The following is a 13836-nucleotide window of genomic DNA, read 5'->3' as shown; positions in this document are numbered from 1 at the left end:
GGAGTGTGCGGAGGGACCGCCGCGGGGTTCGTCGTTCACGATCGTCAGTGGCTGAGAATCTTGCCGAGAAAATCCTTCGCCCGATCGGAATTCGGAGCGGTGAAGAAGGTTTCCGGGTCGCTGTCCTCGACGATCTGCCCGTCCGCCATGAACAGCACCCGTTCCCCTGCCCGACGTGCGAAACCCATCTCGTGGGTGACCACGAGCATGGTCATGCCCTCTTTCGCGAGTCCGACCATCACCTCGAGCACCTCGTTGACCATTTCCGGGTCCAGCGCCGACGTGGGCTCGTCGAACAGCATGACCTTGGGGTTCATCGCGAGCGCTCGGGCGATCGCAACACGCTGCTGCTGACCGCCGGACAACTGGGCCGGGTACTTGTCCGCCTGATTGGCGATGCCGACCCGATCGAGCAGGGCCAGCGCCTCGGTACGCGCCTTCTTCTTGTCGATGCCGCGCACCTTCACCGGCGCCAGCATGACGTTCTCCAGAATCGACTTGTGCGCGAACAGGTTGAACTGCTGGAACACCATGCCGACCTCGGTACGCAGGCGGGCCAGCGCGCGGCCCTCGGCCGGCAGGTCGGTCCCGTCGATGGCGATCGTGCCGGAGTCGACGGTCTCGAGCCGATTGATGGTGCGGCACAGGGTGGATTTGCCGGAGCCGGACGGCCCGAGCACGATCACCACCTGCCCTCTCGGGACCTCCAGATTGATGTCCCGCAGCACGTGCAGCTTTCCGAAATGCTTGTCCACGGCGCGCATCGAGATCATGGGAGGCGCGTCGGCAGCGGTGGCAGCGCCGGATATCGCGTCGGCAGCGTCGGTCATGGTCCATGACCTTAGGGTGAAACGGACAGATTTGCGCAATTTCCAGAAGTGGAGACAGTACCCGTTCGCGTGAGTTTAACCTGAACTTGACATTGGTGATCCACATCACGCATCACCGGCGGGCGGGTCCGGCGGTGGAACAGGGGATTTCCGCGCCCGATACCCTGGACCGGTGAATTCGTCCAGCGCCTCGTCGCCGAGTGTCGTGCGGACCTACGAGGTGCGCACCTACGGCTGTCAGATGAACGTGCACGACTCCGAGCGGTTGTCGGGCCTGCTCGAGGACGCGGGATACGCCAAGGCCGGGCCGGGGGCCACCGCCGATCTGGTGGTGTTCAACACCTGCGCGGTCCGCGAGAACGCCGACAACAAGCTGTACGGCACGCTCGGCCACCTCGCGCCGATCAAGGCCGAGCGGCCCGGGATGCAGATCGCGGTCGGTGGCTGCCTCGCCCAGAAGGACCGCGACACGGTCGTGCGGCGGGCGCCCTGGGTGGACGTGGTGTTCGGCACGCACAACATCGGCTCGCTGCCGGTGCTGCTGGAACGGGCCCGGCACAACCAGGCGGCACAGGTCGAGATCCTGGAGTCGCTGGAGGCGTTCCCGTCCACGCTGCCGGCCAAGCGGGAGTCGGCGTACGCGGGCTGGGTGTCCATCTCGGTGGGCTGCAACAACACCTGCACCTTCTGCATCGTGCCGTCGCTGCGCGGCAAGGAGGTCGACCGCCGGCCCGGCGACGTGCTCGCCGAGGTGCAGGCGCTGGTCGACCAGGGCGTGCTGGAGGTGACGCTGCTCGGTCAGAACGTGAACTCGTACGGCATCAACTTCGCGGATCCGGAACTCGCCGAGGGGCAGCGCGACCGCGGCGCGTTCGCGAAGCTGCTGCGGGCCTGCGGGGGCATCGAGGGCCTGGAACGCGTCCGGTTCACCTCACCGCACCCCGCGGAGTTCACCGACGACGTGATCGAGGCGATGGCCGAGACCCCGAACGTCTGCCCGCAGTTGCACATGCCGTTGCAGTCCGGTTCGGACCGGGTGCTGAAGGCGATGCGGCGCTCGTATCGCAAGGAGCGCTACCTGGGCATCATCGAGAAGGTGCGGGCCGCGATGCCGCACGCCGCGATCACCACCGACATCATCGTCGGCTTCCCCGGCGAGACCGAGGAGGATTTCCGGGAGACCCTGGACGTGGTGCGGCGGGCCCGGTTCACCAGCGCGTACACCTTCCAGTACTCGATCCGGCCCGGCACCCCGGCCGCGACGATGCCCGATCAGGTGCCCAAGCAGGTCGTCCAGGAGCGCTACGACCGGCTGATCGCCCTGCAGGAACAGATCTCGCTCGAGGCCAACCAGACGCTGATCGGAGCCGAGGTGGAATTGCTGGTCGCCGAGGGTGCGGGCAAGAAGAACGCCGCCACCGCCCGGATGAGCGGCCGCGCCCGCGACGGCCGGCTGGTGCACTTCCGGCCCGGCCCGGCGGCCGAGCCGGGCGGGTCCGCGATCCGCCCCGGCGATCTGGTCCGGGTCGAGATCACCGGCGCCGCACCACATCACCTGATCGCCGACGGCGACGTGCGCGGCCACCGCCGCACCCGGGCCGGCGACGCGCACGAACGCGGCATCACGCCGAAGACCGCGCCGATCGGGGTCGGCCTGGGCCTGCCGCGGATCGGCGCCCCCGAGCCCGTCCCCGCGGTCACGGCGGGTCCGGCCTGCGATTCCGGTTGTTCCGCGTGAACCGGTCCCGCGTGCGCCCGCCGCGACCGAGGATGTGACGTCATGGCCGAACACGACTCCGGACGAGACGCCGATTCCGCACCCGACGAACCAGAGCCGAACGAGGAGAAGATGAAACCCGCCGAGAAGCAAGCCTTCGAGCAGTTCCGCGGCGATCTCGAGGCGGTCGAGCGCAAGATCGCGGGCGAGATCGACCCGGGTTCGCGGGCGATGGTGGTCGCGGGTGCCGTGTTCGTGCTGCTGCTGTCGCTGATCCTGCCGCACGCGGGCCAGACCCGCGGCCTGGACATCCTGTTGTCGGACCACGTCGCGGCCGCCGACCACATCGGGCTGCCGTCGCGGGTGTTCCAGTGGTTCGTGCTGGTCTTCGGCATCGGTTTCTCGGCGCTGGCGCTGGTCACCCGGCGCTGGGCGCTGGCCTGGGTCGCCGTCGCGGGTTCGGCCGTGGGCAGCGTGTTCGGCGTGCTGTCGATCTGGCATCGGCAGACGCCCGGCATCGGCAACTATCACGGCGCCGGACCGGGCATCGGCCTGATCCTGGGGACGATCGCGATCATCGTCCTGACATTCCACTGGATCAGGGTCGTCTGGGCGCGTACCGCCATGCAACTGGAGGCCGAGGAGCGCCGCCGCGCGGCCGCCGTGGCGGCCGAGGAGGAATACCGCCGCCGGTTGTTCGGCGACGGCAAGCAGGGCGGCGAACAGAAATAGGACATATCGCCCCGGCCCGCCACGGGCCGGGACGACCGGGTCTCAGCGCTGGCTGACCGCGCCCTCGGCGGCCTCGGCCCACTCCCGCCACTGCTTGGCCTGTTCCAGGGCCTTCTCGGCATCGCGGGTGCGGCCGGCGGCCTGGGCCTTCGCGGCCTGCTCCTCGAACTGCGCGACCCGCTCCCGGAACTGGGCGGCACGCGCCATCGCCTCGGGATCGCTGCGCCGCCACTGCGCGTCGACCGCGTCGCGGACCCGCTTCTCCAGCGCGCGCAGCCGGCCCTCCAGCTCCTGGATTCGCTCGCGCGGAACCTTGCCGAGCGCATCCCACTTCTCCAGCAGGTCGCGCAGGCCGGCGCGGGCGGCGTCGAGATCGTGCGCCGGGTCGATCACGCCCTCGTAGGAGCGCAGCAACTCCTCCTTGGCGGTGGCGTTGTGCTCGAATTCGGCGTCCCGCTCGGAGGCGGCGGCATTACGGGCGGCGAAGAACACGTCCTGCGCACTCTTGAACCGCCGCCACAACTGCTCGTCGGCCTCGCGCGGGGCCCGGCCCGCGGCCTTCCACTCGGTCAGCAGGTCGCGGAACACCGCGGCCGTACCCGCCCAATCGGTGGAGCCGGACAGCTCCTCGGCCTGCAGGCAGAGTTCCTCCTTGCGGGTCTTCGCCGAGGCCCGCTCGCGGTCCAGCTCGGCGAAGTGCGCGCCGCGGCGCCGGTTGAACGACTCCCGGGCCTTCGAGAATCGCCGCCACAGCGCGTCGTCGACCTTGCGGTCCACGCCGCGGATGGTCTTCCACTCGTCCAGGATCTCCCGCAACCGATCGCCCGCGGCCTTCCACTGGGTGGAGTCGGCGGCGATCTGCTCGGCCTCGGCGACCAGCGTCTCCTTGCGCTCGGTCTGCTCGTGCCGGGTGCGTTCCTTCTCCTCCTTGGCGTGCGCGGCGGCCTCGTCGGAGTGTTCGATGATCGCCTGCAACCGGCGGCCCAGCCCGTCGATATCGCCGATGACCGCGGCGGTCGGCAGCGATTCGGCCAGCGCGATCGCGGCCGTCTTCGCTTTGCGGGCGTCGGTGCCGGCCGCCAGGCGGGCCTCCAGCAGTCCGACCTCGGTGGCCAGATCGTCGAACCGGCGGCCGAAGTGCGCGAGGCCCTCGGCGGCGTCGCCCGCCTGCCAGGAACCGACGATCCGTTCGCCGTCGGCCGTCCGCACCCAGGCGGTGCCGTCCTCGTCGACGCGACCCCACTTCGCGGGATCGCTGCCGGTGGGCGCGCTGACCGGCACCGGATGCTCGGTCGCCGGGCCCGGGACGGGCTTCACGGCGTGTGGTTTGGGGGATTCGGGTTTACGCGTACCGGGCTTCGGGGTATCGGATGCACGTGGCGTGGTTTCCGCGTGACCGGCGGCGTCGGCGGGAGTGGGCCGGTGCGCTGCGGGGTTGCCGGAGTGCTCTGCCGTGCCGGTGTCCGGGTGGGTAGCCTTCTCGATTCCGTTGTTGTCGGTCATCGCTCCTCGTCCCTGCCGCGCGTCACGGCTGCCTGGTTACGCCCTAGCTCACCCCATTCAACCAGGTGAGTGGCGGAATTGCCGTGTCTTGTCCACGGTGGCGCTGTGCCTGCGGCGTTGCCGGGTGCGGTTTGGGTGGCGGATCCCGGCCGTGGTGACCCGACCTTGATCGGGCCGCCATCGGATGGTTATGTCCGGGGGTGGCGCGCCGATCGTGCGGCTCCCGCCGTTTTTCGGCCGTCGGCGACACCCGCCGGACCGTCGTCCGGCCACTGACCGGGCCGATTCCGATCGGACCGGCGTCCGAAGTTCGCTCCGGCGGGCATCCCGTCCAGAGGGATACCGGCCCGGCGCGACGATCGCGGCGGCCCGTCACCACGCCGGGCCGGGCCGATCCGCGGGCGATTCGAACTGCCGCTTCGGCGGTGGTGATCGGCCCGCTACCGTGGACGGCGTGTTTGCTGCCGCCGTGCTGATTCCGTCACCCCCCGTCCTGGTTCCCGAACTGAGCGGTGGCCTGCCGGATCGCGATCCCGGCCACCCGGCGGCGCAGGTGCCGCCGCTGCGGGCGGCGGTGCTGGCGGCGGGCCGGGAGTTGGCCGAGGCGGCGGTGCGCTGGACCGTCGTCGGCGTAGCGGACCTGGGCCGGGCCGCCGACGTGGTGGCTGCGGGACGGTTCGGCGAACCGGTCGGCACGGGCCAGGACGCCGGTGTGGTGGGTGCGGGCCGGGTCGCCGGTGTGGTGGGTGCGGGCCGGGTCGCCGATGTGGCACGCGTGGATCCGGTTGCCGACGCAGCGAGTCCGGATCGGGACGGACAGGCGGCGGACGCGAGCTACGGCCCCGGTACGGTCGGCACGTTCCGGGGCTTCGGCGCGGATGTGCGTGCGGCCCTGTCGGATTCCGCGCTGACCGGCACGATGCCCGCGGATCCCGTTGTCCCGCTGCCGATTCTGATCGGCGGCTGGCTGCGCGGGCAGGTCGCCCCGCATGCCACGGCCGACGCCCGCCTGATCGACGCCGCCGCGACCGCCGAGCACTGCCGCGCGGCCGGCGCCGCGCTGCGTTGCGAACTGGACGCCGATCCCGCTCCGCGCGGCGTCCTGATCGTGGCCGACGGCGCCGCCACCCTGTCCACCGCCGCGCCGGGCTATCTGGACGAGCGGGCCGCCGGCGTGCAGGAACGCCTCGACGCCGCCCTCTCGGCGGGTGATCGCGCGGGCCTGGCCGCCCTCGATCCCGCCCTGTGTGCCGCACTGGAGATTTCCGGTCGCGCCGCGTATCAGGTCCTCGCCGGGCTGTTCGACGCCGACCCGAACGTGGACACCCGCTACTGCGCGGCCCCCTTCGGGGTCGGCTACCACGTGAGCGTGTGGACCGAGAAGAATCCCGGCCCGGCGAGCGGATCGTGAGCGAGAGCGAACACAGTGCGCCCGTCCCGATCGCGGTGGTCGGGCCGACGGCGGCCGGGAAGTCCGATCTCGCACTGGAATTGGCGCAGCGGCTGGACGGCGAGATCGTGAACATCGACGCCATGCAGCTGTATCGGGGCATGGACATCGGTACCGCGAAACTTCCCGTCGAGCAGCGCCGCGGCATTCCGCACCACCAGCTCGACGTGCTCGACGTGACCGAGACCGCGACCGTGGCCACCTATCAGGCCGCCGCGGCCGCCGATGTGGCGGCGATCCGGGCCCGCGGCCGGGTGCCGGTGATCGTCGGCGGTTCGATGATGTATGTCCAAGCGCTGCTGGACGAATGGGATTTCCCGGCCACCGACGCGCGGGTGCGGGCCAAGTGGGAGGCGCTGCTGGCCGAGGGCGGGGTCGAGGCCGTGCACGCCGCGCTGCTGGCCGCGGATCCGGTGGCCGCCGCGACCATCCTGCCCACCGACGGCCGTCGCCTGGTGCGCGCGCTGGAGGTGGTCGAGTTGACCGGCCGCCCGTTCGCCGCGTCGCAACCGCGGATCGGCGAGCCGCGCTGGGGCACAATCATTCTCGGAGTCGACCGGGAAACCGCCGAACTGGACGACCGAATCCGGCGGCGGACCGCGGCGATGTTCGACGGCGGTCTGGTCGGGGAGGTCCGCGGACTGCTCGATCGCGGCCTGCGCGAGGGACAGACCGCACGGCGCGCCATCGGATACGCACAAGTCCTCGCGTACCTGGACAACGAATACGACCTGAACCACGCGCAGGAGCGCACGTTCATCGGCACCCGCCGCTACGTGCGCCGGCAACGCTCGTGGTTCCGGCGCGACCCGCGCGTGCACTGGGTGTCCGGGGCCGATCCGCAACTGATCGGCACCGCGCTGAGCCTGGTGCGCGCGCTCGGCGCACGTGACACCCCCACGGAGTAGACGGGACGAGGCCGGCAGTGACGACGCGCAACGCCGCGGTCGCGGAGTGGCAGGCATACCTCACCAACCGGAATCGGCGGCATCGCGACGGCCGCTTCCTGATCCAGGGCCGCGACGCGATCGCCGCGGCCCTGCACCACGGCTGGCCGGTGCAGACGCTGGTCTACCGGCTGGGCGCGCCGGCGTTGCCGGGCTGGGCCCGGGACCTGTTGGAGGCGGGTGCCGTGCCGGCGGTCGGCCTGGTGCCGGAGCTGATGGTCGAACTCGCCGAGAACTACGGCGCCACACCGGAACTGGTCGCCGTCGCGGCCATGCGATCGGTGCGGGCCGACGAATTCCGGCCGCTGTCAGCGCGGTCGCCGGTGATCCTGGTGGTGGAGCGCCCGGAATCGCCGCTGCGACTGGGCGGCCTGATCCACACCGCGCACGCCTTCGGCGCCGGTGCGGTCGGCGTGTGCGGACCCGGCGCCGACGAATACGACCCGCAGTGCGTGCGGGCCTCGGCGGGCTCGTTGTTCGCGCTGCCGGTGTTCCGGATGCCGGGCCCGGCCGCGGTACGCACGTTGCGGGACCGGCACGCCCGGCCCGGCGCCGACATCCGGATCGTCGGCGTGACACCGGAGGACACGCAGCCGGGGGACACGCGGCCGGTGGACGAACTGGATTTCACGGGTGGCACGATCGTGGTGCTCGGCGAGGCCGATCTCGGCGCCGCCTGGCGCGCGGAGTGCGACGAGCTGGTGCGGTTGCCGGCCGCGGGCACGCTCGCGGCGCCGTGCACGGCCTCGGTGGTGTTGTACGAAATATCCCGGCAGCGACTGGCGTTGCGTCGCGGGTAGCGGCCCGCGATCGGTGGCGGTATCGGCGGAGGAGCGGAGATGGCGGACCAGGAGACGGGTGTGGAGTTCACCAAGGGGCACGGCACCCAGAACGATTTCGTGGTGCTGCCGGACCCCGACGCATGGCTGGACCTGCGCGCCGACCGGGTCGCGGCGCTCTGCGACCGGCAACGCGGGCTCGGCGCCGACGGCGTGCTGCGGGTGGCGCGGGCCGGGGCACTGCGCGAGACCGGCGTGTTGGCCGAACTGCCGGACGGCGTGCAGCCCGACCACTGGTTCATGGACTACCGCAACGCCGACGGCTCGATCGCGGAGATGTGCGGCAACGGCGTGCGCGTCTTCGCCCACTATCTCGTGACGAGCGGGCTGGCGGCGGGCGACACCTTCGTGGTCGGCAGCCGTGCCGGCGCGCGCCCGGTGATCGTGCACTCCGCCGACGAGGTGCTCGGCGACGTCACGGTCGGGATGGGCCCGGTGGTGATCCTGGGCGAGTCGACGGCGACCGTCGCCGGTCGCGCGCTGCCGGGACTCGGCATCGACGTCGGCAACCCCCATCTTGCCTGTGTGGATCCGGAGCTGACCGCCGCCGCGCTGGCCGCGCTGAACTTCGGCGTGCCGCCCGGCTACGACCCGGAACTGTTCCCGCACGGCGTCAACCTGGAGATCCTGACCGCGATCGACGAGAACCGCGCGGTCGACATGCGGGTCTACGAACGCGGCGTCGGCGAGACCCGCTCCTGCGGCACCGGTACCGTCGCCGCGGCCACCGCCGCCCTGCTCCGGGAGGGTTTCGACCTGGAATCCGGGACCGGCGAGGTCCGCGTCCGGGTGCCCGGCGGCGACGTCACGGTCACGCTGGATCGTGGGCGCGCGCAGTTGCGCGGCCCGTCGGTGCTGGTCGCCTCCGGCCGCCTGGCCGGCACATGGTGGTTCGACGCCTGAGTGCCCGGTTCGGCTCATCGAGAACTCACGTGCGCGGTGTCGGTACCTCGTGGGACCATGGGAGGCGTATGAGGAAATCGGAAACGTATCAATTCACCCCCGCCGACGAACTGCCCGCCGACGAGTTCGGCCGTGCCCACGAGTCGGAAGGCAGTGTGCACGAGCCCGGCGGCTGGGCCCTGGAGTCCGACGACGACTCCGATCGTCACGACTGGGAGCCCACCGTCGGTGAGCTCCAGCTCGACGAGCGCAGCGCACTGCGCCGCGTCGCCGGGCTGTCCACCGAACTCGCCGACGTCACCGAGGTCGAGTACCGGCAGCTGCGCCTGGAGCGCGTGGTCCTGGTCGGCGTCTGGACCGAGGGCACCGCGGCGCAGGCCGAGGGGAGCATGTCCGAACTGGCCGCGCTCGCCGAGACCGCGGGTTCGGAGGTCCTGGACGCGCTGATCCAGCGCCGCGACAAGCCCGATCCGGCCACCTACATCGGCTCCGGCAAGGCCGAGGAGCTGCGCACGGTCGTGCTCGACTCCGGCGCCGACACCGTGATCTGCGACGGCGAGCTGACACCCGCGCAGCTGGTCGCGCTGGAGAAGGTCGTCAAGGTGAAGGTGGTCGACCGGACCGCGCTGATCCTGGACATCTTCGCCCAGCACGCCACCTCCCGCGAGGGCAAGGCACAGGTCTCGCTGGCCCAGATGGAGTACATGATGCCGCGGCTGCGCGGCTGGGGTGAGTCGATGTCCCGGCAGGCCGGTGGCCGCGCCGGCAGCAACGGCGGCGTGGGCCTGCGTGGTCCCGGCGAGACCAAGATCGAGACCGACCGCCGCCGCATCCGCGAGCGAATGGCCAAGCTGCGCCGCGAGATTCGCGAGATGAAGACCGCCCGCGACACCAAGCGGTCCCGGCGTACCGCCAGCGGCATCCCGCAGGTCGCCATCGTCGGCTACACCAACGCGGGCAAGTCCAGCCTGATGAACGCGCTGACCGGCGCCGGCATCCTGGTGCAGGACGCGCTGTTCGCCACCCTGGATCCGACCACCCGGCGGGCCGCGCTGGAGGACGGCCGCGAGGTCGTGTTCACCGATACGGTCGGCTTCGTGCGGCATCTGCCCACCCAGCTGGTCGAGGCGTTCCGCTCGACGCTGGAGGAGGTCACCGGCGCCGATCTGCTGCTGCATGTCGTCGACGGGTCCGACGCGCTGCCGTTCGAGCAGATCAAGGCCGTCCGCGAGGTGGTCACAGACGTACTGCGCGAATCGGGCACGCCCGCGCCGCCGGAGTTGCTGGTGGTCAACAAGATCGACGCGCTGGCCCCGGTCGACCTCGCGCATCTGCGGGCGCAGTTGCCGAAGGCGGTGTTCGTGTCCGCGCGGACCGGTCGCGGGCTGGAGGAGTTGCGCGAGACGCTGGAGGAGTACCTCGGCGGGCTCGATGTCGAGGTCAGCGTGCTGTTGCCGTACACCCGCGGCGACCTGCTCGCGCGGATCCATTCCGACGGCCGGATCGTCGACTCCCATCACGAGGAGGGCGGCACCCGGCTGCGGGCGCGGGTCCCGAAGTCGCTCGCCGCGGCGCTGACCGAGTACGCGCACGCCGGTACCGCCGGCCGGGACTGACCCCCGGCAGTTTCACAGCCTTGGGCCTGGCCGAGCCCGGGTGCCTGGGGGTTCGGCAACATTCCGCCCGACGGCCGGGCGATCCTGGATTTCGCGCGGCCGACGGTCGAGCCCGGCACGCCGATCGTGCCGATGGCGACGATCCGTTCGACATCGTCGTCGACGGCCGGCATCCGGCGACGTGACCGGCAACGGTGGCTGCCCGTCGACCGGCAGTCCGCGGTACGCGGCGGGCCGGTGAGAGGTTTACCGGCGTTCAGGCCGAGTGCCGGGTTCACTGCCGGGCGTTTCCCCACTTCGATACCGATTCGGAGACTCGAAGTAAACGACGATTCGTTTTCGATGTACGGTGTCAAGGGAGAGTCAGCCGCGTAGGAGGTTGTTGTGGACCGCACCCTGTTCGAACCCGAACATGACCTGTTCCGAGAGTCGTATCGGAAGTTCCTGGAACAGCATGTGGCGCCGAATCACGCTCGCTGGGAGGAGCAGGGCGTCGTCGACCGCGACCTCTGGCTGGAGGCCGGTAAGCAGGGCTACCTGGGCATGGCCGTGCCGGAGGAATTCGGCGGCGGCGGCGTCGAGGACTTCCGCTACAACGCGGTGATCACCGAGGAGACCGCCCGCGGTCAGTACTCCGGCCTCGGTTTCACCCTGCACAACGACGTCATCGCCCCCTACCTGCTGCATCTGGCCAACGACGAGCAGAAGCAGCGCTGGCTGCCCGGTTTCTGCGCCGGCGAGATCATCACCGCGATCGCGATGACCGAACCCGGCACCGGTTCCGACCTGCAGGGCATCCGCACCCGCGCGGTCCGCGACGGCGACGACTGGGTCCTCAACGGCGCCAAGACCTTCATCACCAACGGCATCAACTCCGACATCGTGATCGTCGTCGCGCAGACCGATCCCGACAAGGGCGCCATGGGCTTCTCTCTGCTGGTCGTCGAGCGCGGCATGCCCGGCTTCGAGCGGGGCCGCAACCTCGACAAGCTCGGCCTCAAGGCCCAGGACACCGCCGAACTCAGCTTCTCCGACGTCCGCGTCCCCGCCCGCAACCTGCTGGGCCAGGAGGGCATGGGCTTCATCCACCTGATGCAGAACCTCCCGCAGGAGCGCCTGTCGATCGCCGTCATGGCGGCCGCCGCGATGGAGAGCTGCCTCGACATGACCGTCGAGTACGTCCGCAGCCGCAAGGCCTTCGGCAAGCCGATCGGCGCCCTGCAGAACACCCGCTTCGTCATGGCCGAACTGGCCACCAAGACCACCGCCGTGCGCGTCCTGGTCGACCGCTTCATCGAACTGCTGAACGCCGGCAAGCTCACCGCCGAGGAGGCCGCCATGGCCAAGTGGTGGAGCACCGAGGAGCAGCTCGACCTGATCAACCGCTGCCTCCAGCTCCACGGCGGCTACGGCTACATGAAGGAATACCCGATCGCCAAGGCGTACATGGACGCCCGCATCCAGACCATCTACGGCGGCACCACCGAGATCATGAAGGAGATCATCGGACGGTCGCTGAAGCTGTCCTGAGTCCTCTCCGATGCGATACCCGGGCGGTCCGCCGCCCGGGTATCGCCTTGTCCGGCAACCGATCTCAGGCCGGGAACCAGGCGGGATCGGGACGGCAGGTGAGGTCGGCGGCCGGGAGGGTCCCGGTCGCGAAATACATGTTCACGATGTCGTTCACGCAGGGGCTCAGGCCGTTTCGGAAGGTGCCGTGGACGCGGGTGTCCGCCAGCGTGATCAGGCGGGAGTTCGGCAGATCCCGGTGCATCGCAACGCCTTCCGGGTAGGCGGTGCGGGTGTCGCCGGTGGCCTGCAGGATCAGTGCGGTGGCCTGGTTGCGGACCCGCGTCGGCGGTTCGGGTGGATCGGGCCAGTAGGCGCAGGCGGTGATGTTCTGGGCGAAGGGGCCGAACACCGGCTCGGTCGCGCGGACACTCTCGATGTTGAACAGGTACCAGGCCGGGTCGCGGGGCGCGGCCTTGTCACCGCAGAGCACCGCGGCCATGCCCGAAGTCTCCAGGGGCACAGCGCCGTTGATCTTCGCCTTCAGCCGTCCCATGTCGATCGGCAGGCCCGCCAGCTCGTCGGCGACCGCCCGGAGGGCCTCGGCGAGGTCGGCGTTCAGCTTCGGGTTGGACAGCATCGCCAGCAGCATCATCGGCACCGTGTGCTCGTCGATGAGATAGCCGTCGGCGTAGAGCGGATGTCCGGCGGCACGGTGGATCAGATCCTCGACGGTCACCCGGACCTGCGCGGCGGTGCCGCCGAAGTGGTAGTCGGCGTCGTGGCGGGCGGCCCACATCGCCCAATCGTCCAGTCCCGCTTCGTTCACCGGGCCCATGGCGTGGAACAGTTCGAAACCGCCGAGATCCGGATCCACCGCACTGTCGAGTACGACGCGGTCGGTGCGGCCCGGAAACAGTTGCGTGTACACGGATCCGAGATAGGTGCCGTAGGAAACGCCGAAATAGTTGAGCGTGCGCTGCCCGAGGACGCCCCGGATGACGTCCATGTCCCGAGCGGTGTTGCGGGTACTGATGTTCCGGGCCTTCTCCGCGTCCACCTGACACGAGGCCGCCAGGGCGGCGGCCAGGGTGGTGTCCCGCGCGTATCCGAAGATGTCGAAACCGGCCGCGAAAAGCATTGTGGGCAAAGGTAATGCGCAATCCACCCGCTCCGAACGGCCGATGCCGCGGGGGTCCGTCCCGATCAGGTCGTACTCGGCCCGGACCTCCGGGGAGAACACCGCCGCGAAGTTGGCGAGCATGCGGAGGCCGGGCCCGCCCGGCCCACCGGGATTGGACAGCATGATGCCCCGCCGCCGGGCCGGATCCGCAGCCGCGATCCGGGAAATCCCCACGGTCAGCGTCCGGCCGTCCGGATGGGCATAGTCGAGCGGTACGACGACGCCCGCACACCGGGCCCCGGCCTGATCGAGAACCGTATCGTCACATGGCTTCCAGTCGAGCTGCTGGTGATAGAACCGCTCCAGGCCCGCTGGCGCGCCGTCACCCGGGTCGGCGAGCGCCGTCCGCACCGGAAGGGTCACCCCCACGACGAGCACCAGCGCCAGCAAGCGAACCCACCGCACCATCTCCCGCAGCCCCCTTCTCGTACCCGGCGAAACGAACCGGCGCACCGGTTTCCGGGCACTCACCCTACAAGCCGGAGGCGATCGTCCGCTCCCGCCCGAATCGGTGGCTGGACGACCGCGACCGCACCTGATTCGGTAGCGGACCCGTTCGAGGGCTGTGGCTAGGATCGGGCCATGAGCCGGTTCTCCAGCTGCCGCC

Annotated in this window: 11 protein-coding genes; 8 read left to right on the top strand and 3 right to left on the bottom strand. The window is 70.5% G+C overall.

Going from position 1 to position 13836, the window contains the following annotated elements; all coding sequences use genetic code 11:
* Positions 1-44: 44 nt before the first annotated feature.
* The gene (locus NRB56_RS04415) at positions 45-773 is read right to left on the bottom strand and encodes an amino acid ABC transporter ATP-binding protein (protein ID WP_194290740.1); all 729 of its coding nucleotides are present in this window, start codon (positions 771-773) and stop codon (positions 45-47) included.
* A gap of 229 nt (positions 774-1002) precedes the next feature.
* Here NRB56_RS04415 and miaB point away from each other — a divergent pair, with 229 nt between their 5' ends.
* Entirely contained in the window at positions 1003-2568 is a 1566-nt protein-coding gene (gene miaB / locus NRB56_RS04410; RefSeq protein WP_319942540.1) for a tRNA (N6-isopentenyl adenosine(37)-C2)-methylthiotransferase MiaB, read from the top strand.
* Between the two features lie 42 nt (positions 2569-2610).
* Positions 2611-3279, top strand: coding sequence for an Rv2732c family membrane protein (locus tag NRB56_RS04405; RefSeq protein ID WP_153339216.1), 669 nt, complete (start codon positions 2611-2613; stop codon positions 3277-3279).
* 42 nt (positions 3280-3321) lie between these two features.
* On the opposite strand, the gene NRB56_RS04400 is transcribed toward NRB56_RS04405, so the two are convergent.
* Positions 3322-4782 (bottom strand): DUF349 domain-containing protein, encoded by a 1461-nt coding sequence (locus tag NRB56_RS04400; protein WP_153339215.1) that lies wholly within the window; start codon positions 4780-4782, stop codon positions 3322-3324.
* A 454-nt stretch (positions 4783-5236) separates the two neighbouring features.
* Here NRB56_RS04400 and NRB56_RS04395 point away from each other — a divergent pair, with 454 nt between their 5' ends.
* From NRB56_RS04395 to NRB56_RS04370, 6 genes are all read left to right on the top strand, one after another.
* Entirely contained in the window at positions 5237-6193 is a 957-nt protein-coding gene (locus NRB56_RS04395; protein WP_153339214.1) for a class III extradiol ring-cleavage dioxygenase family protein, read from the top strand.
* Complete coding sequence (gene miaA / locus NRB56_RS04390) at positions 6190-7140, top strand: tRNA (adenosine(37)-N6)-dimethylallyltransferase MiaA (RefSeq protein ID WP_319942539.1); 951 nt, start codon at positions 6190-6192, stop codon at positions 7138-7140. Before NRB56_RS04395 ends, miaA begins: the two co-directional genes overlap by 4 nt.
* A 17-nt stretch (positions 7141-7157) precedes the next feature.
* Positions 7158-7979, top strand: a complete 822-nt coding sequence (locus NRB56_RS40035) for a TrmH family RNA methyltransferase (protein ID WP_319942538.1) — start codon at positions 7158-7160, stop codon at positions 7977-7979.
* 60 nt (positions 7980-8039) lie between these two features.
* The gene (gene dapF / locus NRB56_RS04380) at positions 8040-8921 is read left to right on the top strand and encodes a diaminopimelate epimerase (RefSeq protein ID WP_319942642.1); all 882 of its coding nucleotides are present in this window, start codon (positions 8040-8042) and stop codon (positions 8919-8921) included.
* 68 nt (positions 8922-8989) lie between these two features.
* Positions 8990-10537 carry a GTPase HflX gene (gene hflX / locus NRB56_RS04375; protein WP_194290722.1) on the top strand — a complete coding sequence of 516 codons (1548 nt, stop codon included), beginning with the start codon at positions 8990-8992 and terminating at the stop codon, positions 10535-10537.
* Between the two features lie 384 nt (positions 10538-10921).
* On the top strand, positions 10922-12067 hold the full coding sequence (locus tag NRB56_RS04370) for an acyl-CoA dehydrogenase family protein (RefSeq protein ID WP_319942537.1): 1146 nt from the start codon (positions 10922-10924) through the stop codon (positions 12065-12067).
* Positions 12068-12131: 64 nt separating this feature from the next.
* Here NRB56_RS04370 and NRB56_RS04365 read toward each other — a convergent pair whose 3' ends face one another.
* A complete protein-coding gene (locus tag NRB56_RS04365) occupies positions 12132-13637 on the bottom strand; it encodes an alpha/beta hydrolase (protein ID WP_153339212.1) in 1506 nt (501 codons plus the stop codon).
* Between the last annotated feature and the right edge of the window lie 199 nt (positions 13638-13836).

The sequence above is a fragment of the Nocardia aurantia genome (assembly GCF_009604425.1).
GTDB classification, from domain to species: domain Bacteria; phylum Actinomycetota; class Actinomycetes; order Mycobacteriales; family Mycobacteriaceae; genus Nocardia; species Nocardia aurantia.
The sequence above is the reverse complement of the archived record's forward strand: the minus strand, read 5'-3'. Positions and strand labels throughout refer to the sequence as shown.